The sequence below is a fragment of the Sphingomonas telluris genome, from assembly GCF_022568775.1.
GTDB lineage: Bacteria > Pseudomonadota > Alphaproteobacteria > Sphingomonadales > Sphingomonadaceae > Sphingomicrobium > Sphingomicrobium telluris.
This window is the reverse complement of the sequence record NZ_JAKZHW010000002.1, coordinates 511,194-534,413: the sequence shown is the minus strand read 5'-3', so window position 1 is coordinate 534,413 and position 23,220 is coordinate 511,194. Positions and strand designations below refer to the sequence as shown.

Here is a 23,220-nt window from a genome sequence, read left to right as displayed (position 1 = left end):
TGCAGGATCAAGGGAAGGGCCGTCAGAAAACTGCAAAATGCCCCCTGTCATTTGGCCGGATGCACTGGGGCGATGGGCCGAGCGGAGCGCCTCTCGTTCCAAATTGTCGCGCTTGCTCAATGCGATAGTGGAAGGAAGTGCACCCATCAGTCCCTCACCCGAGCAACCAGATCCCTATCGCTCAAGAGCTTTCAGTCAAGATGCGGCGGCTCGATCGGGACCGCGGCGTGAGGTAATGACGTCAGATTACTTTCCGATAAACGTCCTTTGTGGCTTCGATGCAACGCTGCCAGCTGAACTCCCGAGAGCGATCCAACCCGCGCGCGATCGCGGAGGATCGCCAATTTTCATCAAGCAAGCCCATCTGGATACCCGCTACGAAGCCATCTGAATCGTCGGGATCAATGTAGATTGCGGCGTCGCCGCCCACCTCAGGAAGACAGGATTTCCCCGACACCACGACCGGCACCCCGCTCGCCATTGCCTCGAGCGGCGGCAAACCAAAGCCCTCGTAGATGGAAGGGTAAAGAAACAAGGCGGCGCCCGCGTACAGCTTGGGGAGATCCGCGTCTTCGACGAATCCCAAATGCCGAAGCCAGCCTTCGGCAGTGCCCTGACGGATCGCCTCATGTAGCGCTTCGTTGCGCCACCCTGTTCCGCCCGCGAGGACTAGCGGAAAGGAATCGCGAACTGAGGACGGCAGTATGCGCCATGCCGCGAGGAGCTCGGCGATTTTTTTTCGCGGCTCGAGCGTCGAAACGCACAGTGCATAACCGCCGACAGGCAGTCCGTAATTCGCCAGACGCCCCTGCAGCTGATCGCTCCTCTGCGGCCGAAACGCAGAGTCCACACCAAGATGAACGGCTGTCACCTGGTGCTCCGGAACGGCGAAAACGTCGATCAATTCACGCCGTACGGTCTCGGTATCCGTGATGATGTGCGCCGCCCTTTGAAGGGAGTGCGTGAATAGCCGCTCGAACGCTTTCACGCGAGCCGCCGGATGCGTTTCTGGATACAGGAAGACCGAGAGGTCGTGCACCGTGATCACACCCGTTTCCACACCCGCCGGCAGGAAGTAATTCGGTCCATGTACGATGTCGGATCGCAAGATTCGCTCCACACGGCGGCGCTTCATTGCGCGAAAAGGCCATGGTGCCCGCTTGTGCTTGTACCCCCGCGACAGGAGGACCGACGGATCGTGGAGGAGCGAATTGCGCGCAAAGAAGCGAAGCTCGTCGATGTCCGCTTGGTTAGGAAGGCCCTTGCAGAGCTCCCATGTATATCGGCCGATGCCGCCAAGCTGTGGCTCCAGCGCGTCCACGCATAAAGTGACGTGCATCGGCCTCAGGCTTCCAGCATCCAGCGAAGCGTGTTCTCGAAGGGGATCATTGGCAGCCCCCCCACGACCCCTCTCAGTTTTTCCGGGGAGCCCCAGAGCGAGCGAACCTCGTTCTCGCGCACGAACTTCGGGCTGACGCGGACATCGAGTTTATGGCCCAGCAGCAGCGAGACGAGATCGAGCACTTCCTGGAGTGAGATGGCTCGTCCCGAACAGATATTGAAGGTGCCGCCGATCGCCTCGGGCGCGGATACCAACCGAGCATAGGCCTCAGCAACGACGCGAACGTCTGAGAAATCACGGGCGACGTCGAGATTTCCGAGTTCGATGACCGAAGCACGGCGTCGTGCATGCTCGACAATCTTGGGAACGATGAACTCGGCGCTTTGACCACGGCCAGTATAGTTGAACGGCCGTACGACGATAATCGGCAAGCTCGCCCGGTACAGCGATGCGACATGCTCCGCCGCAACCTTCGTGACACCGTAGTCGTTCGCCGGTGCGAGCGGCTGGCTCTCGTCCTGCATGCCCTCGCGCGCAGTACCATATACATTCGCGCTGCTCGCAAGAACGATCGATGCAGGCTTTGCTGCACTGCGGGCCAGCGCCTCTAGGAGCTGCCGCGTCCCGAGGATATTACTTCGATACATTTGCTCAACGTCGCCGTGGGCTACGAACGCGATAGCTGCGAGATGAACGACGTGATCGGGACGGACGGCTTCGACGATCCGGCTGATCGCATCCAGTTCAGTGAGATTGCCCTGGTGGACCTCCGAAGCGCCGCCGATCGCCTCGTCGGGCGTATCATGCACGACGGCATGGATTTCATGCCCTCGAGCAGCCAGAGCCGCGGCAACATAACGTCCCGTGAAACCAGCCGCGCCCGTGAGCAGCGTCCGGGCCATCAAGAGGTGCCGTGCGAGAACATCAGAAGCTGACACCACCTTCGTTTCGGCGCAGGTCCGCCTCGACCATCATTCGGCACAGGTCTTCCAGCGGAGTCTTCGCGACCCATCCCAGCTTTGCGTGCGCCTTGGACGGATCTCCGATCAGAAGATCGACTTCGGCCGGCCGGTAGAAGCGCGGATCGACGCGGACGACCGGCGAACCGGTGTCGCGGTCCATCGCGACCTCGTCGCCGGCACGGCCGGAGAATTCGAGATGAATGCCAACAGCAGCAAAGGCCATCCGAACGAAATCGCGGACGCGTACCGTGCGATTAGTTGCAAGTACAAATGTGTCTGGCTCGTCGGCCTGCAGCATCCGCCACATGCCGTCGACATATTCCCTCGCGAAGCCCCAGTCGCGCTCGGCGTCCAGGTTCCCAAGCGCGAGGCAGTCGAGTTTACCCAGCTTGATCTTGGCGACGGCGTCGGTGATCTTGCGCGTCACGAATTCTCGGCCACGCAGTGGGCTTTCGTGATTGAATAGGATGCCGCTGCTGCCAAAGATGCCGTAGCTCTCGCGGTAGTTCACCGTCGTCCAATGGGCGAACAGCTTGGCGACGCCGTACGGGCTGCGCGGATAGAATGGCGTCGTTTCGCTTTGGGGCACCTCCTGCACCTTGCCGAACATTTCGGAAGTACTCGCCTGATAAAAACGCACGTCGCGATCCACGAGGCGGATTGCTTCAAGGAAGTTCAAAGCACCGATGCCAGTGATATTTGCGGTCGTCACTGGCTGATCGAACGAAACGCCGACGAAGCTCTGCGCCGCCAGATTGTACACTTCTTTCGCGCCCGTCTGCTGGAGCAGCCGGATCGAAGATCCCAGGTCCAGCAGGTCATATTCGACGAGGTGCAGGCCGGGGTGGTCTCGAATTCCAAGCTCTTCGATCCGCCAGAAGTTGACCGAACTAGTCCGACGATATGTGCCGTAGACCTGATAGCCCTTCGAAAGCAGCAGCTCCGCAAGGTATGCGCCGTCCTGGCCGGTGATACCGGTTACGATTGCCGTCGAGTTCATTGAGCTTTCCTATGGAAAATTGCCGGAGCAATCAAAACAGCCGTTGCCACCCATTACTCTCGGCAAGAGCCCTTGCCTCCTTGCGCATCGCCGGCAGCTCCCCCTTGTCCTTGGCTGCAAGCATCCGGCAAATCGACTCTTCGAGCTGATTTCCACTTCCGTCATAGAGGATGCCCGCATTGCTATGCTGGAGCACGGATCGGGTCATCGCGACTTCCGGGATCACCACCGGCAATCCGAAGCTTAGAGCCAACAAGAGAGAGCCGCTCGTGAGGATGTTGCGGTAAGGGTAAACGGCAAAATCCGCTGCTCGCAGAAAGACCTGGAGTTCCGCGTCGTCGATGAAGCGGTCGATCAGGCGGATACGGGACCGCTCGAATTCTGACAAAGGCTCGTCCAGGTTTGCGAGGGGGTCTTCCCGTGCTGCGCCGGCGATGATGAGCAAGGCCGTCGGGCGCTTCTCTAGGATGCGGCGGAACGCACTGATCAGCGTGTCGGTGCCCTTGTATCGGCGAACCTGTCCGTTGAAGAGGATTACATCGTCTTCGGCAGAGAGACCGAGGTAGCCGCGCGCGACCTCACGGGTCACGAGGTCCGAATAGGCCCCGATATAATTGCCGTGTCGGGCAACCCGAACCTTACCATGTGGGATCGGGAACACGGCCGCGACCTCAGCCACGGATTCCGCGGTATGGAAGTGAAGGACGTCCACGATCTGGGCTAACCGCTTCGAGAGGTCGACTTCCACGTCATAATGCTTGGCATCGTGCGAGATGACGTTGTGGATGGTCCAGACCGCAGTTCCACCAAGCGACCTGAACAGTTCGACCTTCGCAAGAAAGCTTTGCGCCGCCTCATGAGCGGCTTCGTCCGTCATTTCATCGCTGAAGACGAAGTTGAGCCAATGGACATGGAAGATGTGATTCTCGGGCTCAGCGGAAGTCCGGATTTCTCGTAGCGCCGCGTCGATGGTCCCCGCGCAGATCTCCATCTCGGCCGAGTGCGGCGCGTAGAGCATGCGCTGATACGGATTGGCACGGTAATAGGGCCAAAACATCACGAGCTTTCGGCCAAGGCGTCGCCGATAGCTTACCCGACGTGGCTCCTCCGGCTTCTCGAGGTGAATGTCCCAGGAATCGTGCAGCCCAAGCCGATTCAACGCTTCGCGCTGGACCCTGTGGGTATTGGTGGTCTGATACGCCTCGTTGACATTCGAGGTGTTCGATCCGTGCCAGCGCCGCTGATACAGGATCTCGTCCAAGTGCTTGAAGTTGCCGACCTCCGACAGCTTCAAGTACATGTCGTAGTCGACAGCGTTGATGATATCTTCGCGAAACTTCTCCGTTCGTTCCCACGCCTGGCGGCGGAACATGCGGAAGTGATGGGCGATGGACGTCACCATCATCTTCTCACGCGAGAAAACCGGCCAGCTATACTCGTTCTGGATAAAGTTGCCGTTCTGATCCACGCGCTCGCAGGAGCTGTAGCAGCAGACGACGTCGGGATTGTCGTCGAGATGCTTGGCCAACGCTCGCACGGCCCCCGGCTTCAGACAGTCGTCAGAATCGAGCTGGCCGATGTAAATCCCTCGAGCCATTGCGATGGCCCGGTTCGAGGCGAACCCGATACCGCCGTTCGCATTGCTGGACCAATGAACCCGGGGGTCACCTCCGAAACGATGTTCGAGGATGTCGATGGTGCCGTCGCGCGATCCGTCATCTGCGATGCAGACTTCCAGATCCTGCACGTCCTGATCAAGAACGCTTTCGACCGCACGCACTATGTACTGTGACGCATTGTACGCCGGAATGTAGATGCTGATCTTCGGGACCTCAAAGAGCCCGTCGCGGCGACGGTCCCAAGGATTGGGGCAGAGGTGGTTGTACAAGTCGCGATCCGCGGCGTCGCTACGGTCTTCGCGACTGAAATCCTTCACCTCGGTCGTAGTGATCGGACGGAAATAGCAGCCGCCGTTATAGTAACGGAAGCAGAGCTCGCGCGCGGCGTGATAAGGGTCTGAGAAGCGCGTATCGAACCCGCCGCACGTGCGATAGAGTCCGGCCGAGACGGCAAAATTCAGCCCGCACACATCACGGAAAGGATAGCTCCGAGCGAGGAGGCGGCGCGTCACACTGGTGGTGAAGGGGCTGACGCTCTCGTCGAAAACTTGCGGCATGAGCGCATGAACGACCCGATCGGACACGGCCGCTGCATGGGCGATACGCTGCAAGGCCATCGGCTCGAGTGCCACAAGCCCGCTGACGAACAGCAACAGATCCGTTTCGCGGCTGATCCGGTTTAGCAGATCATTGGCGGCTTCGCTCGGAAATGGAATCGCGTGATGCACGACCTCAGCAGCTTTGAAGCCCGCTTTGCTCAGGGGCTTGCCGCCGATCAGGTGCAGCCGGATCCGGCCCCGGTAAGATTGCGACTCAATTGATGCGAGGAGGGAAGCGAGCGCGTCGTCGCGTTCATACAAATGGACGATATCCAAGGCGAGGTCGGCCGATGGGCTCGCGAGAAGGTCCGCGACCTCCTCGATGAAGCTATAGTCGTTCGCGTTGCCGACGATACGCGGCAGCGCCATGCCAGGCGGATAAGGCTTCGGAAAATCCGGCTCGTCGCGGATCACCCTGAAGGGCGGATGGAAGCACGTCTTTAGACCGCGATTGTAGTCTGAAGGGATGTCGACCTTGACCGACGGGCCACTAGTCAGCGTAGTGCTCGCGATCAGCGCAGTCAGCTGGTCAAGCAACTCCGGGTTGAGACCGTCCTTGTAGCGAAGCGTCGCCAGCACGCGCCCCGTCGCATAAGAATCTCCGCTCTCCGACAGATCCATCGCTGCGAGTAAGCGGGCCCACGCATTCCTTGGATTGGCAGCTATCTTGCTAATTCCGCCGGTAATATGTTTCACAGGTACGCTTTCGATACTTTGAAGTTGCTGTTCAGTTTGCTTTGCGTGCGCTGAGAAACGGAATGTCCGGCAGTTGACTGTAGTCGACCGTGTCCGCTTCGAACGACACTAGCGTGGAAAGCTCCAAGAAGAGGTCTTCCGACCAGCTCGGCCATTCCTGCGGCTCGACATGGAAGACGGCCATTCTTCCCGCCAAAGAAGACGGTTTCACCAGTTCTTCGACAACATGATACATCGGACGGGTGGCATAATCGTCGAACAGGATCGTAACCGGCTGGCTGGCTCTGAGGCAGCAATTCACGAAGCAAGCCGGCCTAAGGCGACCGTCGATCAGGACCACATCAGGCGGCCTGAAATAAGGTTCGGTCCAGATGCTCGTGGGGTAGCGATGGAAGTGCCGCCACGAGCTGTCGTTTTTCGGCCGGCCCCAGCGACCCGTCATGCCGATGTCGACGTGGTAGAGTACGGTTTCCGAAGTGAGATTGGCCTCGTCGATCTTATGTTGCAGCGACAAGGCCCAGTCGCGGTCGCTTTCAACGCTCAGGACGAACTTGTTCTGCAGCTGGGCCGCGAAAACGGTGGAACCTCCCGATCCATATTCGAGGATGACGTGGGCCGTCTCGTATTTCTCGCGAAGACAGGCAGCTTCCGCTTCCGGCAGCGTAAGTTCTGGCCACTCCCCCACCAGCTCCGTCATCTGCGCTTACGCCCAGTCAAGCGATTGAGCAGTCCCCCGCCCGACGCACTCGGCGCATTTGCCGCACGCACCTCTTCAGCCTCAATCGCCAATGCTGTGGCGATCGCCTCACTCTCTTGACGCTGCGAACGCAATTCCTCGGTGAGGGCAATGACGAGGTTCTCGTTCTCCGCAAGGGCGGCCACCAGATCCTTCACTGTACGATAGTGCTGGTCGGCAGCGCTGGTCAGCTCCGCCACTCGCTTCCCGAGGGTTTCCGACTCGGCCACGGCCTTGTCACGCTCCCGCTCGAACTGAATGCGATCCTGACGCTCGGCACGTAGAAGAGCCACCGATTCCGCTTGCTTGATGCGCTCGGCCGCGAGCTCTTCAGACAGGCGCTCCCTTTCCTTGGCCGCCTCCTCGGCCCGACCGGTTAGCTCTTCCATAGATACGCGCAGCGCTTCGACTTCCGCACTCGCCTTGTCCGCGCGCTCACGTGTGTCCCGATGGGCGGAGCGCTCCTGCCGCAAGAGATCGTCAGCTTCTTCGCGGTCGGTCGCAGCGCCCGAAAGCTCGTCTGCCAGACGCTGAGCCTCCGCACGGGCTGCCTCCGCCGCGATCTGTAGATCGAAAACATGCGACTGAAGTATCGCGGTCTTGCGATGGCGGGCATCGTACTGGCGATCCCGCTCTTCGACGCGCTGTGCAAGACTGTCGCGCTCTTCGATCAGCGCTCGGATCCGATCGTCCAGCGCCTCGACACGGTCAGAATCCTGCCGGGCGTGGACTTCGTGATAAGCGCCGGCGCCCAGCCGCGTGAACATCTGCACGATCAGCTTGTGCGCAGGATCGTCCGGCGTGAGCGCGGCGATATTCGCGAGCTCCTCGTCAGGACCGCGGCTCGGGAGGACTACGAGAAGGCCGTCACCACCAGGCATCTGGATGGTTGGAGACTTGCTCGACAAGGCCTCCACCAATTTCGCGTTCTCAGAGTCGGCGCCGCCAATGCCATTCAGAAGCAGGATACCCGTCGATGAAAGCTTCGGCAGCCACGTCTGCTGCACTGAGGCCGCTATGCTTTCGTCCTGAGTGAGGTCGACAAGCATGAGATCAACACTGCCGTCGTCGATGACCTCAGCAGCCTTGCCGAGGCCATCGCTGAGGATTTGCGAGAAGTCCTCGTATAAATCGGCATTTCGTGCCGCGAGGCGTTCCGGTACCGCGATTTGACCGTCTTCGTTCCGCCACTCGCCTACAGCGAAGCATTGTGCGTGGGCGCGCATGCGATGCAGGGCCTGGCAGACGGCCATGTAGGCTACGCCTTCGCCGACGCCCAGCTCCACGTACCGGCGCGGACGCGTTGCTTCGAGAAGCCAGAAGAAGAAAGGCACGTGCCAGAGGATCTTATCGTCACGCACGTACGATGGCGTCCAAAGTAGCGCATGACCCAAGCGAGGCGCAGCCGTCCCTGACGACGGCAGCAGGGCGTCACTGATCCGATCTTGTCTCATCTTGCTTATCGAAATCTTCCCTGCCCCATTGGCCATCGTTCTTGCCGACGATATCTCGCCGCGGCAACTTGAAAAGAGATGCCCGCGCTCAATTCAAGGCTGTCCGCCCGAGTACTAAGGCGCTGAGTTTTCTCAAAACTTGGGACTGCCGGGCCTTTGGCACCTCTTCTATGATTCCAAGCGCAACGAGGTCACCTGGTCCCCGGTAGCGGCGACTGCGCTCGGTCATGAAGGTCAGGTCCGGCTCTTGCTCGATGGCCTTTTGGTAGACGCGATACTCGTAGCTATTGCGCCAGTATTGCCCCCGCCTGACCGCATCCGCGATCCGCATTCGGCCGTCCACATCGAACTTGAAATGCAGCAGCGCCAGCCAACAGGGATCTTCTTCGCCAACCATCGGCGGATGGATGTAATGAGGGCTGACGACCGTATCCTCAGGACGCAGGCGAAACAGCGGGTATTTGGTCAGCTGCGGCTCTAGATCGGGATCTACCGATGAAAGCGCTCTCTTCCGTGGCCCTCCGACCCGCGTGGTCAGAGCGACCTCGCGTTGCTCTACGTATCCGTCGGGGTCGAAATACGGGTAAGCATCAACCAGCCGCTCCTCTGAACCACGCTTAGAAGCCCCAATTGGCCCGTCGCCATACATATCCAGCAGGGCACCTCGTACTCGCCGCAGTCGCAACCGCTCAGCAGCCCGCACGACTTCTCGCAGATTATTGGCGCCATCGAAAACCGCATGCTCGTCCGCATCTGCCAGCAGGTACCAGCGGTCGCCATATTCCTGAATCATCCGAGTGATCCAGCCGTGCTTGCTCGCTGCATCGAATGGCTGATCTGTGGCGAACAAATCGACATCGGGTTCGGCGACGAGAGTCTCTCGCGTTCCATCCGTCGATCCATTGTCAACGATCAAGAAGTGCGCCGCCCCCAGACCGCGATAATGCTGGAGAAACTCCCCAATCCGCGGGCCCTCGTTGCGGACGACGGAAATGACCAGCGGCCGTCTCATGTCCCCGCCGCTGAAACGCCGGGGGGAAGCTCTCGTCAGTTTCGCCTCGGCCGCGAGGCGTCTGATGCGCTCGGCCTCCGCGTCGCTCACGGGAACTCAGGCCGGCACGGTCTCGGCCAGGATCGACTTACGGAGCTGATTGAGCATTCCGGTGGCGCCGTTGCGCAACCGCTTCACCCACTCCGGATCAATCGGCTTCGGCCAAGGCCTGAAGCGTTCGACCAAGTCCTCCGCGTCGAACTTGCTGAGCAGGTCGTCGCGCCCCATGCGCCGCATGAAGTTCCGGTTCTTGCTGGTAGGAATAAGAACCATTGACGGAATTCCATACATCGTCGCTACGACGCTGCCGTGGAACTTCATGCTCGCGAGCGTGGAGCATTCGCCGATGGCGCGGGTCATGTCCCAGATTCCCTGGCTGTAGAAGACTTCCTTCCCCGGGATGTTGAGCCGCTCGGCATTGGCCACATCGCGTTCGCCAACCACGCCGCTGCCAAGAATGATGTGGCGAACGCGCCAGCCCTCGGACTTGGCGTAGGCTCCGAGCTCCGAAAGCCTTGTGTAGTCATCGTCCTGTTCATGTCCCGGTCGGTGGCGCGTAACAATGCCGAGGATTGGGTTTGCCGCGTCGCGCGAGACCGTCGGCAGGGTTAGGCCGCACACAAGATCGGGCGCCTCGATGACTTCGACCCGCGGATCGAGCTTCGATGAGATCCAGTCGGCAGACTGCTTGTCGCGAGCATTGATGAAGCGCACGCTCGGAGACTGGAAGAAGTTCCGATAGCGCTCAACGATATGTTCCTTTTCCACCTGCGCCGAGCCCGGCGCGCGGATGGGAACGCCGAGGCCGGCCAGGAATACTGGCCGCTCGAGGTATACCCTGTGGAAGTAGCGCGCATCGATCGACCAGGGCTGGACCAAGTCTCCCCCGCCGACGAGGACCGCCTGGACGTCGGCGATACGATCCTCAACGGGCTCAGAGAAATATGGAGAGTCCAAGCGATCCGGGAGAACTTCAAGCTCGAAGGCCGCGCCCAGATGCTCCTTGAAGACCTCCAGGAAGAGTTCGTCGCCGTAATTGCCGTAGCCGAAGAAGCCTCCGATGCCGACCTTTGGCGCACCCGGACGCTTGTCGAAATGCGTAACTACCCGATTCATTCAGACTCTTCCTTCCATGCGGGAGCGCCCCTTCCCGCAACCGAATTGGCTCAAAGTGCCGGTTATCGCAGCCGGAGGCCAGCTTCCTGCAAACGCCGGCCCGCTTTCAACTGGCGGAACGGAAAACGCAATCCGATTCAGGCCTCTCCAATCGATGTGAAAATGTCCTTCAAAGCCGTGCGTCTGGAAGCATGACAGTATGCACGATCAACCCGGCGGCGAGATGTGATTCGCCGGATTGCGGCCCGCACTCCCGCATATTCTCCACCTTCGGATTCCTGGTTCCTGCCGAGATCGTGGATCCAGATCCCGTCCTCAAAATCAACCGAGGGCGCGCCGCTGCGACGAACGACGGCATGGACGTGCTGCCCACCGGCAGCCGCCTCGCGGGCCCGAGCAAGAATCTCGCCATCTTCCGCAGCAAGATCGAAGTAGATGACAGCCCTCGCATCGTTCGAAGAAGCAGGCACGAACGGCTGGAAGTCGCCACCATGGGTCCCCACAGTCTCCGCCTTCAGTAGCCTCGGCTCCTCGGTCGAGAGGCGAAGGCCGGCCTCGATGCCCGCGTCAGCTTGCTCACGGAATCTCTGAGCGTCCGCGGCGGTCAGGCTTCCTCTCCTGACGTTCTCGGCGACGTCCCTCTTCCAGAAAGCTTTGTCGGCAAGCGCGGCTTCCACAATATCGTCGGGATGCAAGAATCCACTTGCATGCCTCAGTCCAAAATACAGGCGATTCTTGATGAGGGGGTACCAATCCCTGACCACGCGCTTTTCGTCGCGCAGGGCGCTCGGCGCATATTTATGGTGCACGAACGCGTCGGGGCGCTGGGCTATGCGATACCCGGCATCATTGATCCTGCAGCAGACGTCTGTCTCGTCGAGGAAATACTCGTACACCTCGTCGAAGCCGCCGATTTCCAGCAAGACGCTCCGCCGGAACGAGCAGTTTGTCCCCAGCAAATGCGGAAATTGCGGCGAGCCCGGGAAATTCAATTCCGGTGTCGGCCGCGTCTCCTCACGTGGTCGTCCAAGGCGATCGACGCTGACAAACCGCGCCTGGTAATCGATGCCGATGTGGTCGTGGACGACACCGCCGACCGCACCGACCCGCGGATCGTCGTACGATCGCGCGAGCTGCGTGAGCCACTCTGGCTCCGGAACGGCATCATCATCGATGAAGGCGACGACGTTTCCTGCGGCGAGGCTGATGCCCATGTTTCGTGATCGGGACAGATTGCGCTCAGGACAGTCGGCTATCTTCAACTGCCCGTCCAGATCACGCAGAAAAGCGTGCGTGCCGTCTTCAGTAGGGCCCGCAATCACGCAGAGCTCGAAGTTCCGATAGGTCTGATACCGTAGCGACGAGATCGCCCGCTTTAGGTAATCAAGCCGGTTGTCCGTACAGATGACGACCGAAAAGCTCACCCCGCCCTCGTAATCGATGGAGCTGATCGGGTGCTCGCCTCCCCGCTCAAAGAGGCAGCAGATCGTCTCGGTCGACGGCGAACTCATCGTCTTTTCGCAGCTCACCCTAACTTGCAATGCACGCCCGGACCGTCGTGCCGGGCTGGAGCGGAAAACGCATCAGGAAAATTGACATCCACTTGTCATGCCGCGACAAATCACCTCACCGCCGGCGGGCTGGAACCCTGCTCGGTCTGGCATGCTGCTTGGAATTCGGAAACAAAATCGGCGGACAGGTTGTCCGCAGTCTCGGGGACGGCAAATAGACATGAACGCTCATACGACTTCGCTCGCCGGCTTGCTTAGCCTTCAGAACGAGGAATTCGTCGATTCCGCCTATGACGCGATCCTCGGGCGTGATCCTGATGACGAAGGGCGCGCTTATTATGTCGCGCGACTGCGGACCGGATACAGCAAGCTTTCTGTGCTCGGACAATTGCGATCGTCTAACGAGCCGCTTTTGGGCCCGGGAGTGCCAGGGCTCGCGCGTGCGATCAGCCGCTATCGTTTGGGACGCTTGCCGTTGATCGGCTGGATGGTTCGCAAGCTGTTCCGCGTTGAAGGTGAGTCCGTCAATGAGCGTCTGCAGCGGGCCATTCTGAGCGAGATTGCCGCTCTTCGCGGCGCAATGGCCGGCCGCCCCTCTATGCCGGTTGTCGCACCGGCCCGGCCGCAGGCGCTGTCTCAACCCAACGTGTACAACAATGCTCCCTCCGCACGACGGAATATTGCGGCTGAGCAGCTCAGCCCCCGTGCTCGCGAAATCTTCGAAAAGCTAGTTTCCGGCTAAGCGGGCGCCGTTTTGCGTGCGCATCGTTATTGACCTTCAGGGCGCTCAATCACCCAGCACTCGTGAACGGGGCATAGGGCGCTATTCTTTAGGTCTCGCGGAAGGAATCCTACGCAATCGCGGAGAGCACGATGTTCACCTCGCGGTGAATGGCACGTTCCCGGAGACGGTTCAGTCGATCCGTAATCGCCTGGCAGATCTGCTCGCCCCCGACCGTTTGCACGTCTTCGATGTTCTGAAGCCGCTCCCGGACGACCCGGCCGACCCGAGGCGTGCGGCGTCCGAATTGTGCCGCGAAGCATTTCTCGCACGGCTGAGCCCTGACGTCGTGCATATCTCCAGCCTTGTCGAAGGCATGCGCGGGAACAGCGTGTCCAGCATCGGACGGCTTGGGTTGGACCTGCCGACATCTGTGACGTTTTACGATGCTATCCCACTCATCTATCCGTCAGAATACCTGGCCGATGAGCGCACCGCTGCGTGGTATGACGAACGGATAGCTCAGATGCGGCGGGCAGATCTTCTGTTGGCGATCTCTGGCTCTTCAGCGAAAGAAGCAATCGAGCATTTGCATGTTCCGCCAGAGCGGGTCGTGGCCGTTGGCACCGCCGCCGACCCACGCTTTCGCATGCGGGCTCGCAACCTCACCAAGGCTGGATTCATCGCGCGTCTGGGGGTTCATCGACCTTACGTGATGTACACTGGCGGGATCGACTTCCGGAAGAATTTGGCAGCTCTTCTCGAAGGATATGCAGCCCTTCCGCAAGATATTCAGTCCGCCCACCAACTGGTGATTGCGTGCGAATGCTCGCCGGATGACAGGCGACGCGTGCTCGACCTCGCGCGGCAGGCGGATCTTCCGCGGGACGCGGTGATACTGACGGGTGCGGTGACGGATTCTGAGCTGGCATCCCTATACTCTTCCGCCAAGCTCTTCGTTTTTCCCTCATTGCACGAGGGGTTCGGCTTGCCCGTGCTCGAGGCCATGCAATGCGGTGCGCCGGTTCTCGGTTCGAACCTCTCAAGCATTCCCGAGGTCATTGGGCTTGACGAAGCATTGTTCGATCCTCGGGATCCCCGCGCGATCCGCAATGCATTACAAAGGGCGTTGACGGACGAGGCCTTTCTTGAGCGGCTGAAGAGCCATTCGGCGCTTCAGAGGACAAAGTTTTCGTGGGATCTTGTCGGACAGCGAGCAATTGGTGCGCTTGAGCGGTTGGCAGATGGGCGCAAGGCACCCGCGTCGCCGAATATTAGAACGGGGACTAAGCGGCGCCTAGCATACGTCTCGCCGATGCCTCCTGCGTGGAGCGGCATCGCAATATACAGCGAGCAGCTGCTGCCGCACCTCACCGACTTCTACGACATCGATGTTGTCGTCGAAACTGCATCCCAAAACGTGAGTTCAAGCGCCGTCGCGGGCGTGTCTCAGGTGATCGACCCCCGAACATTCCTTCACCACGGCCACCGGTACGAGCGCGTCCTCTACCAAATCGGGAATTCTGAATTTCACGACTATATGGTGCCGCTGCTCGAGGCCGTTCCCGGCCTAGTGGTTCTGCACGATTTCTACCTTGGTGGTCTGTTTCGCCATCGCGCGGTCCGAGAAGGTGGCGAAAGAGCTTGGCTCAGGGCCTTGTACGATAATCACGGCGCCTCGGCCGTCTTCGACTGCCGGCATTCGGGGAACCCGCACGAAGCGACAAGCTATTTTCCCTGCAGCACGGCTATCGCGGATCGTGCCCGGGCCGTGATCGTGCATTCTTCCTATGCGCAAAGGCTCGCGCAAACCTGGTTCACCGTCGAGCCTGGACAGAGGCTCGCTTGCATTCCGCTGCCCTGTTCCGTCCCGAGCGAACGAGATCGCGAGGTGGCGCGCGAACGCTTAGGAATTGCATCGAACAAGCGTCTCATATGCAGTTTCGGAAGGATGGGACCATCGAAATGCAACCTGGATCTCCTCCGTGCATGGAGAGATTCGGCCGCATCGCGAGACTCCGACTGCACGCTCGTTTTCGTCGGTGCTGCCGCGGTGGGCGACTACGGCCAAGAAATCGAGTCCGAGATCGCCGAATCTGAATTGGGTGATCGCGTGGTCATCACTGGCTGGGTGAACGAAGAAAGTTACCGAGACTATCTAGCTACGTGCGACATCGCTGTTCAGCTGCGAAAGGAGTCCCGAGGGGAGTCGTCCCTTACGGTCCTGGAATGTCTCGCGTACGGCCGACCAACAATCGCGAATGCCAACGGTTCGATAGCCGAACTGCCTGATGGCATCCTTTCCATGCTGCCTGATGGCTTCGAGATATCGCAACTGCGCGACACAATCGACGATCTCTATCGCGACCAGTCGTCGGCACTGGAAACCGGGCTTGCCGGACGGGCCTATATCGAGGCTGAGCACGACCCCGCGGACATCGCCGCGCGCTTCCACGCGGAAATCGAGCGCGTTTACGGCGGCCAGGCCGATCTCCCCGAGGCTTTGGCGAGTTACGCGTCTGCGCTCACGATCGATGAGATCGAGCGACTGGCACAACTGGCGGTAACAGCGACCTACACTCCGGCGGCGAGAAGGATCTTCGTGGACGTTTCCGAACTGGACGCGACTGCGATCTCGAGGCGACGCGATTCCCTTGAGGACGTATTGCGGACCCTTATTGCTGCCTTGCCTCGCCACCTTTGCCTTCGACCAATCCGATATGATGAGAGCCGTGGCCTTTACGTCGAGGCTCATCGTTATATGGCTGAACTGCTTTCGCTCAGGCGACCTTTGGCCGACGAAGAACCCCTCGATTTCGCGGAGGGCGACACGCTTCTGCGCTTCGACGCAACCGAGCAACCTGCGGCTTTCAGCCCGCCGCGAACACTGTTCGTGCTCGATGATCTGCGAGATTGCCGGTCAGGATCCCGATCGGGGGATGATATCAGCAAACGGTTCGCGAAATGGCTTGATGTTGTCGCGAAATCCGGCGGAGCGATCTGCTCGTCTGAAAGTCTCGCGGACGAGCTCCGCGCCTGCCTTGCGGACAGGCCAGCAAGCGCCGATTTCAAGATAATGGTCGCCCAAGATTGGCTTGGTGGCAGCTCGAGCGCCTCACCACGCATGGCCCTAATCGAAGAGTTATTGAACTTGCTGTCGGGATCAGGAGACCATTCGCAGGACCGGGGGCTGGCGGACCACTCCATCGTGCGTGAGGCCGAGTTCCTCTAGTAGCTTGCCGACGGACCACGCCCAATTCGGCGTGGGAGAGGCAGCCGGAGGCAAGCCTCGCTCTGCCTCCCCCATCAGATCCAGTACTTTGGTGCCGAGAGCTTCCGGCGCATCGCTATCAAAGTAGCGCACGTTCGAAAGGTTCTGCTCTCGGAACACTGGCAGGTCGCGGACTAGTGCCCACCGGCGGTGAGTCGCAGCCTCGGTCAGAGGCAGACCGAACCCTTCATCATAGGATGCATGGAAGATCGCGCGGCTCGACTCGTACAGCTCCATGAGGGCTTCATCGCTGACGTTCTCAAGCCAGTGCAGTCGGAGACCGTTTTCGCGATGGTTTCTGATCCGTTCCTGAAGCGGCGCCGTCTTCCAACCGGGCTTGCCTACGATAACCAAGTCAGGAGCAGCGGAACTCTCGTGCGACCACAGCCAATCGAACGCATCCAGTGCGCGATCGTAACCCTTCCGTGGCTCGATCGTGCCGATCATCAGGATGGTTGGACGGGACCGCACGTGATCGAGTGTTTGGGCGACGCGCTCGCATCGTCCAACGGACGGAATGGAGCCCACGATGTCGCCACTCAGATGAAGGCGACTGACCTTGACGCGCTCGTGAGCTGAGGTTCCGATGATACGGCGACGAAATTCCTGCGCGACGCTTTCAGAGATGCAAAGCACTTGATCCGCGTGGTTGGTAACCGTCTTGAACCAACGCGCGAAATGCTGGCTGGTGGCTTTCTCGAACCAATCGGGTCGAGCGAGCGGAAGGAGGTCGTAGACGACGATATGGATCGTCGCTCCGTGCCGTCGCCAGGCAGAAATCTGATCCGAATAATTTGGAAGCCAGTGTGCCGTTAGGTCCAGACCCAGGAACTTGTCGCCTGGGCGGACGCCGACCGGAAGATGGGTTGGCTTCGTCTCGGGGCACAGAAAATCCTCGGGTGCGAAACAATAGCCGCGTGTCGGTCCCGCGTAGACCGGCACAACGTCCACGAAGGTTTGGTCGGACGCCTTCAAATGCGACCAAACAGAACGAACAACCCGTTGAATACCAGTCGCGGCATCGTTCCGCATGATCACGGAAACATCGACAAGAAGCCGAGGCCGACGGATCTTGCCGGAATCACTGAACGCCGTGCGGTGTTGCTTTAGCCAGAGACGCTGAAGAGGCGCGCGGTAGGAATTCCGTACCGTGTTCACGCTGCCTGCATCGCCGGTGCAGGCGCCTCCGAATAGAGCGCCAAAGCTTGGTCGATATCGTCGTGGTGGTGAAGCTTGCCGTTCATCAGGACGGCTGCACGAGTGCAGTGCTTCTTAATGTACTTCGGGTTGTGCGAAACGATAATCTTCGCGCGGTCCTTTCGCTTCTCAAACAGTTCGATGAGGCACCGTTCATGAAAGCGAGCGTCACCCACGGCGACGATTTCGTCGATCAGAAAGCAATCGAACTCAATCACCATCGAGATCGCAAAGGCAAGCCGGGCGCGCATGCCCGTCGAGTAGCTCTTCACCGGCTCATTGAGGTAAATCCCGAGTTCCGAGAAATCCTGAACGAAATCGACCTTGTCCTCGGGGTCGACCCCGTAGACGCGGCAGATGAATCGAAGATTGTCGAGGCCAGTCAGGGATCCTTGGAAAGCGCCGCCGAACGCTAGGGGCCAGGAGACGCTCATTCCACGCTCTACCCTGCCGTTCGAGGGAAGCTCAGCGCCGCTCATTATCCGGATGAGCGTGGATTTTCCGGCACCGTTTCGGCCTACGATCCCGACGTGCTCGCCCGGCCGGACGGTCAAGCTAACGTCGTTCAGAACCTGAACTGGTCCGCAGCGTGTCTTGTAGAATTTATTGATATTGGACAGGCGGATCATTCTGGCACCACATTGCTTCCGATGGCTCTGACTTGCGATAGGCCGAACAGAGTTAGCACGGCGTTGATGATCGCCATGTAGGGAATGTCGTGATGGGCATTGATCTGCGAGCCGAAGAAACCTTCGCGCAGATATTCCACCCCATGAACCATTGGGAGCAAGAGCACGAATTCCTGCCCTTGCTTCGGGAGCCAGTCGACCAGAAAGGCGGCACCGGAGAGCGGAAACACGATGTACGAAGTCGGTTTCCAGAACTTCTGCACGATCTCGGTTCGTTCAGAGAGCGCTCCTAGAAACAGCGCCAGGGACGACCCAAACCAGGCACTCAAAGCCCAACCCTCGGCGACCTGCACCAAATCCTCCGGGAGTTCGAGCCAACCAATGGCATAGAAGAATATGACCAGCACGACGAAGGCAGTCGTCGCGCCCGCGATCTCCAGGAAAATCCGAGACAGGTAGATGTCGATCGGCCTGACGTTGCGATGGTGAAGAAGCCCCGAGTTCGGGGTGAGGGCCTCGATTGTCCGGGCCGGCATGTTCCGCCACAACAACACGCTCGAATAGCCGGTGACGGCAAACGCAACGATGGGGATCGTGGACCCATGCAGCGACTTCGTCGACGACCATAGGGCCGTGACTAGCAGCGTGAAGATCATCGGCTCCACGAACAGCCACAGAAAACCGATATTGTGGCGGCCGTAACGCGTCAGGATCTCGCGCATCACTAGAGCCCAGATCACACGGCGCTGGATCCGCCAGCTGTCACGGAGTTCCTCAAGGCTCGTACTGGTTTTGGTGGCCATCAGCCGTGATGCTCTCTCACTCCGGCAAGGAGCAGCTTCAAAATCCCCCATGCCAGCAGCCCGACAATCAAGGTCGACAACACACCTCGCAGCCTCGCCGGCTCCGTCGCTTCGTCCGGAAGGCTCGGTTGGCTGATGCGTTCCACGTAAGCTTGCTTGCGCCGCGCCTCCACCTGGGCTGTCTCGAGCGAGGTCATTGCCGTGGCGAGACGTTTGTCGGCGAATTCTTTCTCGAGTTGCAAACGCTGGTACTGCACCGCGCTTGCGGAAAGCGACTGACGGCTGCCGGCGGCCCGGCCCATCTGAACATCGACTTCCCGGCTCAAGCCAGCAATCCGCGTCTCGAGGACGGGAATTTGGGGATTATCAGGCGCAATAGATCGGAGCTGCAGCAACTGCATCCGAGCGCCGATCAACTCGTCTTGGAGCTTCGAAACCGTTTGCAACTGGACTGCTACCTGCTGTTCGGGATCCACGATGCCAGAAGCATTGCGAAAGCTCGCAAGCGCGAGTGCTGCGCGACGGTCGGCGATCTCGGCCTGCGTGACTTCGCGCATCGCGAACTCGACCAGGTCCGTACGGCCGCGCTCGTTCAGATCGTTGATGAGATTTTCGGAGAGCTGGAGGAGCTCACGATTGAACCGAAAGGCGTCTTCAGGCGTGAAAGCCTTCACGGAAAGCTTGGCGATGGACGTCGTCGAATCGTAGTGAATGCTGACCTTGCTTCGGTAGAACCTGAAAAGATCCTCGAAAGTCCCGTTTGTGCCGAGCGCGTTGAAGCGATCGAAGAGGGAGACATGCTGCCGGCTGAAAGCGCGCGCGACTGCGCCGTTCTTGTTCAACTCGCGAAGCGCGTCCCGTGAGCCGACATAATTTTCTGCAGCGTAGACCTCATCGCCGGCATTCGAGAACCCGCTGGACTTCAGCAGGAGCCCGAGACCGTCCGCCGCCGGCTTCTCCGGGCTCTTCACTACGAACTGCGATTCCGACACGTAAATGTTGGAGGCGATGAAGCCGAAGTAGATTCCCGCGAGGATCGTCGGCAGGACGACGACGAGCAGGAACAGCTTGTCGACATTCGGCGAATGCTCGCGCACGCTCGCCAGCAACGGTGAGCTCTCAGCCCTAAAGAATGCTTCGCGTACTTTCAGCATCGAATCGAAACGCCTTAAAAGATTGAATTGGCTACTAAACTTCCGCGTGATAGCCGCGGATTGCGCTTACTCCAAGTCAGGTCGCAGGAGCGCCCATTGCCGACAGAAGCCTCTTTACCTCTTGCGACCGTCCGCGAGGCACAATCAGGAGCCGTTGACCCGACGCAACGATGATCAAATCGCGCACGCCGAGCGCCGAAATGCGGAGGCCGTCAGTTCGCACATAACAATCATCACAATCGACGGTGGTGACGAAGTCGGCGTCCATCTGGCCATCCGCCATATCTGCAATGGAATCCCAACTACCGAGATCACTCCAGCCTGGTGACATCGGAACTACCGCCACCCGACGAGAATGCTCCATTACCGCATAATCAAAGCTCTTGTCCGGGCACCCCGCCATCGCCGCAGAATCCGGCCAAAAGTGATCGCCTTTGCGAGCGCCGCTCGCAATGGCGCCTTCGGCAGCGCGAGCAATTTCAGGGGCGAATTCCCTGAGTTCCTCGAGGACGGTGCCTACACGAAACAGGAATATGCCGGCGTTCCAGAGATGCTCCCCGTCCCCCACGATCGCTTTGGCAACCTCGAGGCTTGGCTTCTCGACGAAGTTAGCGACGTCCATGACGCCTTGGATGCCGGGGATTTCTCTTCCAAGACGGATATAGCCGTACCCAGTCTCCGGAGCTGTGGGTCTTACTCCGAAGGCGACAAGCCTTCCAGCTCGCGCCGCCGCCTCGCCCTTCACTACAGCGTCGCAAAATGCCTTGGAATCATCGATCACATGATCGCTCGGCATCACCAACAGCAAGGCATCCTCGCCATGCCCCTCGCGCGCCATCAGGGCGGCCATGGCAATCGCGGCCGCGGTGTTCTTGGCACATGGTTCGAAGATCAATTGCGCTTCAATTCCCGCGAGGTCCCGTTCCAGGAGCTCTTCGTGTAGCGCACTCCCCACAATGATCGGGGCCGCGAAGCGCGATCTGTCGCTTACCCGTTCAACAGTGCCGCGAAAAAGGGTATGGGATCCATTCAGCGGAAGGAACTGTTTCGGTTTCTCGTTCGTCGACACTGGCCACAGGCGACTTCCACCACCCCCGCTAAGAACAACCGGGATGATGCAGGCGGAAATAGATGTCCGGAGCTCGATTGCAGTCAGCCGTTCCCCGTCGACCGCAACATGTTGGCACTCCTCGCCGAATTCCATTGCCCACCCCAGGTTTCTCACTCGACTACACGCGAAGCCGTAAGACGAGCCCAATGAAACCGGAGCGGCTCGCTAGGTTGCGTAGCCGACACTTGGCCCACTCGGCACCGCCCAAGCGTGCTCGCATCCGGACATATAATCCGCTTCGGAAAAGAGCAAATAACTCAATGGACATAGGATGCCAACGAGCTTCATCAGTTGTTGCAGCGCAGCAACATCTGCGCCGAAACTAATAGCTTTTGTGGAACCACGCTTGACTGTACTGCGTCTGACCTGCTGCCGGATACTAGTAAGGAGGTCGCGTTTTTGACATACTTTGCAGTGAGTAGCGGCTGCTTTACTAGTATATAATCCTTAACCAATTACCGACCAGCCTGATATTTAATCGCATAGAGTGACAGACCCGCAATTAGTGGACTCGTTCAGATTGCGAATGATAGAGACGGCAAGAGAAAGGGGATGCACATGAAGTTAGTTCGAGTTGGCGCCTTCGCGGCGGCAGCCCTGTTGGCCTCTCAGCAGGCCAATGCACAGTCGTTCCGGGACGTCCATGGTGACGTCAATATCGGCGGCGACCGCTTCTATTCGGAAGGCAACCATGACGATCACCTCGGATGGGGTGCGGAGATTGGTGCCGACTTCGACCTAGGCGGTTTCGTCGTCGGCCCGTACGGCAGCTTCTGGAACGCACGCAACGAGAACGTCACTCGTGACGGTCCGGGCGTTGCCTACCGCAAGTCGTTCGAAGAGTGGAGCCTCGGCCTTCGCGCCGGTGCGCTCGTCACTCCGGACACGCTGCTCTACGTAAAGGGTGGCTGGACGATCAACGAGCAGCGCAAGCGGTTCGATGCGGATCCGGTTGTTACGCCGGGCTTCCCGAATGGGAATCCGAACTTCGGCGATTATTACAATCACTACCGCACACGCGGTTGGCAGGTTGGCGCCGGCGCTCAGCAGAACTTCGGCTCGATGTTCTACGGCAAGGGCGAAGTTCGGTATTCGAACTACCGGACCAACTCTTCCAGCCTAGCGCTGCTCCTGGGCCTTGGTGTCCGGTTCGCAGCGGAAGAAGCGGCTCCGCCGCCTCCGCCGCCGCCTCCGCCGCCTCCGCCTCCGCCGCCGCCCCCGGCGACGCAGACGTGCCCGGACGGCACCACGATCCTGGCGACCGAGACCTGTCCGGCTCCGCCGCCTCCGCCTCCGCCGCCGCCGCCGGCGCCGGAACGCGGCTAAGGATTTAGTCCTTACGAAGGGAGGGGCCGGTTACCGCCGGCCCCTCTTTTTTTGTCCGGAGCGGAATCGGTTCATATGGCAAGAAATCGACGTTACCATCGGCCAGATCTGGAGAGTTCGCGTGAAGCTTGAGCCACGTTTTGTCGAAAAGCCGTGGGGCCGCACGGAGCTTCCCTGGATGTTCGACGGGACGAATGGCCGACGTATTGGCGAAATCTGGTTCGAGAATCGGAACGACAATTCACTGCCGCTCCTGGCGAAGTACATCTTCACGAGCGAAAGGCTCTCAGTCCAAGTCCACCCCAACGACGAACAAGCGCGAGAGCGCGGGCTTGGCCAAGGCAAGAATGAATGCTGGTACATCCTCGACGCGCAAGAGGATGCGGTGCTCGGCCTCGGGCTACGAGCAGCGCTCTCGCCAGATGCGCTGCGATCCGCGGCGGCTGATGGTTCGATCGAAGACCTCGTAGACTGGAAGCCTGTCGCCGCGGGCGACTTCATCTACGTTCCCGCCGGCACCATCCACGCGATCGGCGCCGGCATTTCGCTCCTCGAGTTTCAGCAGAATGCAGACGTGACCTATCGGCTTTATGATTATGGGCGCCCCCGCGAGCTTCACCTGGAGGAGGGCGTGGCTGTCTCGCGGCCGGAATTTGACATGGACAACTACCGCCATGCCGGTGGGCCGGGGGCGAGCGTCCTGGCCAACGGCCCACATTTCTGTCTCGTTCGGGCGACATCCGACAACGAGGTCCCGCGCGGGCTCGATGGGCGCTGCCGGTGGGTCATGCCCCTCGAAGGGACCGTGGCTTCCGGCAGCGAGGAAGCGTCATGCGGCGAATGCCTGCTGCTGGAGCCGAATGCGCCTCTGTGGTTTTCGGAGCGCGCAATCGCTCTCGTCGGAGCGCAAGGTCCTCTCTGA

The 23,220-nt window shown here is 59.8% G+C and carries 18 protein-coding genes; 4 read left to right on the top strand and 14 right to left on the bottom strand.

Annotated elements, in window-relative coordinates; translation table 11 throughout:
- Positions 1-241 precede the first annotated feature (241 nt).
- The 9 genes from LZ016_RS13685 to LZ016_RS13645 all read right to left on the bottom strand — a co-directional run bounded on the left by LZ016_RS13685 (position 242) and on the right by LZ016_RS13645 (position 12,086).
- A complete protein-coding gene (locus LZ016_RS13685) occupies positions 242-1,339 on the bottom strand; it encodes a glycosyltransferase family 4 protein (RefSeq protein ID WP_241448011.1) in 1,098 nt (365 codons plus the stop codon).
- 5 nt (positions 1,340-1,344) lie between these two features.
- Positions 1,345-2,244: a GDP-mannose 4,6-dehydratase gene (locus tag LZ016_RS13680; RefSeq protein ID WP_241448010.1), complete on the bottom strand. Its 900-nt coding sequence runs from the start codon at positions 2,242-2,244 to the stop codon at positions 1,345-1,347.
- A 22-nt stretch (positions 2,245-2,266) separates the two neighbouring features.
- The gene (gene gmd / locus LZ016_RS13675; RefSeq protein ID WP_241448009.1) at positions 2,267-3,304 is read right to left on the bottom strand and encodes a GDP-mannose 4,6-dehydratase; all 1,038 of its coding nucleotides are present in this window, start codon (positions 3,302-3,304) and stop codon (positions 2,267-2,269) included.
- A gap of 31 nt (positions 3,305-3,335) precedes the next feature.
- A complete protein-coding gene (locus LZ016_RS13670) occupies positions 3,336-6,101 on the bottom strand; it encodes a glycosyltransferase (RefSeq protein ID WP_241448008.1) in 2,766 nt (921 codons plus the stop codon).
- A 148-nt stretch (positions 6,102-6,249) separates the two neighbouring features.
- Positions 6,250-6,915, bottom strand: a complete 666-nt coding sequence (locus LZ016_RS13665) for a hypothetical protein (protein WP_241448007.1) — start codon at positions 6,913-6,915, stop codon at positions 6,250-6,252.
- On the bottom strand, positions 6,912-8,315 hold the full coding sequence (locus tag LZ016_RS13660) for a class I SAM-dependent methyltransferase (RefSeq protein ID WP_241448006.1): 1,404 nt from the start codon (positions 8,313-8,315) through the stop codon (positions 6,912-6,914). Before LZ016_RS13660 ends, LZ016_RS13665 begins: the two co-directional genes overlap by 4 nt.
- A gap of 181 nt (positions 8,316-8,496) precedes the next feature.
- A complete protein-coding gene (locus LZ016_RS13655; protein WP_241448005.1) occupies positions 8,497-9,510 on the bottom strand; it encodes a glycosyltransferase family 2 protein in 1,014 nt (337 codons plus the stop codon).
- 6 nt (positions 9,511-9,516) lie between these two features.
- Complete coding sequence (locus LZ016_RS13650) at positions 9,517-10,575, bottom strand: polysaccharide pyruvyl transferase family protein (protein ID WP_241448004.1); 1,059 nt, start codon at positions 10,573-10,575, stop codon at positions 9,517-9,519.
- A 137-nt stretch (positions 10,576-10,712) separates the two neighbouring features.
- Positions 10,713-12,086 carry a glycosyltransferase family 2 protein gene (locus tag LZ016_RS13645; protein WP_241448003.1) on the bottom strand — a complete coding sequence of 458 codons (1,374 nt, stop codon included), beginning with the start codon at positions 12,084-12,086 and terminating at the stop codon, positions 10,713-10,715.
- A 220-nt stretch (positions 12,087-12,306) separates the two neighbouring features.
- On the opposite strand from LZ016_RS13645, the gene LZ016_RS13640 reads away from it, so the two are divergent.
- Together LZ016_RS13640 and LZ016_RS13635 are read left to right on the top strand one after the other, a co-directional pair.
- Positions 12,307-12,828 (top strand): DUF4214 domain-containing protein, encoded by a 522-nt coding sequence (locus tag LZ016_RS13640; protein ID WP_241448002.1) that lies wholly within the window; start codon positions 12,307-12,309, stop codon positions 12,826-12,828.
- Positions 12,829-12,844: 16 nt separating this feature from the next.
- On the top strand, positions 12,845-16,039 hold the full coding sequence (locus LZ016_RS13635) for a glycosyltransferase (RefSeq protein ID WP_241448001.1): 3,195 nt from the start codon (positions 12,845-12,847) through the stop codon (positions 16,037-16,039).
- On the opposite strand, the gene LZ016_RS13630 is transcribed toward LZ016_RS13635, so the two are convergent.
- The 5 genes from LZ016_RS13630 to LZ016_RS13610 form a co-directional block, all read right to left on the bottom strand.
- Positions 15,971-17,029: a glycosyltransferase gene (locus tag LZ016_RS13630; RefSeq protein ID WP_241448000.1), complete on the bottom strand. Its 1,059-nt coding sequence runs from the start codon at positions 17,027-17,029 to the stop codon at positions 15,971-15,973. The two genes, LZ016_RS13635 and LZ016_RS13630, sit on opposite strands and share 69 nt — an antisense overlap.
- Positions 17,030-17,232: 203 nt before the next feature.
- Positions 17,233-17,904: an ABC transporter ATP-binding protein gene (locus tag LZ016_RS13625; protein WP_241447999.1), complete on the bottom strand. Its 672-nt coding sequence runs from the start codon at positions 17,902-17,904 to the stop codon at positions 17,233-17,235.
- Positions 17,901-18,707, bottom strand: coding sequence for an ABC transporter permease (locus LZ016_RS13620; RefSeq protein WP_241447998.1), 807 nt, complete (start codon positions 18,705-18,707; stop codon positions 17,901-17,903). The genes LZ016_RS13625 and LZ016_RS13620 overlap by 4 nt, the downstream gene beginning before the upstream one ends.
- Positions 18,707-19,861 carry a KpsE/RkpR family capsule polysaccharide export protein gene (locus tag LZ016_RS13615; RefSeq protein WP_241447997.1) on the bottom strand — a complete coding sequence of 385 codons (1,155 nt, stop codon included), beginning with the start codon at positions 19,859-19,861 and terminating at the stop codon, positions 18,707-18,709. Before LZ016_RS13615 ends, LZ016_RS13620 begins: the two co-directional genes overlap by 1 nt.
- Before the next feature lie 76 nt (positions 19,862-19,937).
- Complete coding sequence (locus LZ016_RS13610; protein ID WP_241447996.1) at positions 19,938-21,065, bottom strand: mannose-1-phosphate guanylyltransferase; 1,128 nt, start codon at positions 21,063-21,065, stop codon at positions 19,938-19,940.
- Positions 21,066-21,530: 465 nt separating this feature from the next.
- On the opposite strand from LZ016_RS13610, the gene LZ016_RS13605 reads away from it, so the two are divergent.
- Together LZ016_RS13605 and LZ016_RS13595 are read left to right on the top strand one after the other, a co-directional pair.
- Positions 21,531-22,298 (top strand): outer membrane protein, encoded by a 768-nt coding sequence (locus LZ016_RS13605; RefSeq protein WP_277622777.1) that lies wholly within the window; start codon positions 21,531-21,533, stop codon positions 22,296-22,298.
- 121 nt (positions 22,299-22,419) lie between these two features.
- Positions 22,420-23,220: a class I mannose-6-phosphate isomerase gene (locus LZ016_RS13595; RefSeq protein ID WP_436286370.1), complete on the top strand. Its 801-nt coding sequence runs from the start codon at positions 22,420-22,422 to the stop codon at positions 23,218-23,220.

Excerpts from the sequence above, each read along its gene's own strand:
- LZ016_RS13685 (WP_241448011.1), bottom strand. The coding sequence starts at position 1,339 with ATGCACGTCACTTTATGCGTGGACGCGCTGGAGCCACAGCTTGGCGGC.
- LZ016_RS13680 (WP_241448010.1), bottom strand. The coding sequence starts at position 2,244 with ATGGCCCGGACGCTGCTCACGGGCGCGGCTGGTTTCACGGGACGTTAT.
- gmd (WP_241448009.1), bottom strand. The coding sequence starts at position 3,304 with ATGAACTCGACGGCAATCGTAACCGGTATCACCGGCCAGGACGGCGCA.
- LZ016_RS13665 (WP_241448007.1), bottom strand. The coding sequence starts at position 6,915 with ATGACGGAGCTGGTGGGGGAGTGGCCAGAACTTACGCTGCCGGAAGCG.
- LZ016_RS13650 (WP_241448004.1), bottom strand. The coding sequence starts at position 10,575 with ATGAATCGGGTAGTTACGCATTTCGACAAGCGTCCGGGTGCGCCAAAG.
- LZ016_RS13645 (WP_241448003.1), bottom strand. The coding sequence starts at position 12,086 with ATGAGTTCGCCGTCGACCGAGACGATCTGCTGCCTCTTTGAGCGGGGA.
- LZ016_RS13640 (WP_241448002.1), top strand. The coding sequence starts at position 12,307 with ATGAACGCTCATACGACTTCGCTCGCCGGCTTGCTTAGCCTTCAGAAC.
- LZ016_RS13625 (WP_241447999.1), bottom strand. The coding sequence starts at position 17,904 with ATGATCCGCCTGTCCAATATCAATAAATTCTACAAGACACGCTGCGGA.
- LZ016_RS13620 (WP_241447998.1), bottom strand. The coding sequence starts at position 18,707 with ATGGCCACCAAAACCAGTACGAGCCTTGAGGAACTCCGTGACAGCTGG.
- LZ016_RS13615 (WP_241447997.1), bottom strand. The coding sequence starts at position 19,861 with ATGCTGAAAGTACGCGAAGCATTCTTTAGGGCTGAGAGCTCACCGTTG.
- LZ016_RS13610 (WP_241447996.1), bottom strand. The coding sequence starts at position 21,065 with ATGGAATTCGGCGAGGAGTGCCAACATGTTGCGGTCGACGGGGAACGG.
- LZ016_RS13605 (WP_277622777.1), top strand. The coding sequence starts at position 21,531 with ATGAAGTTAGTTCGAGTTGGCGCCTTCGCGGCGGCAGCCCTGTTGGCC.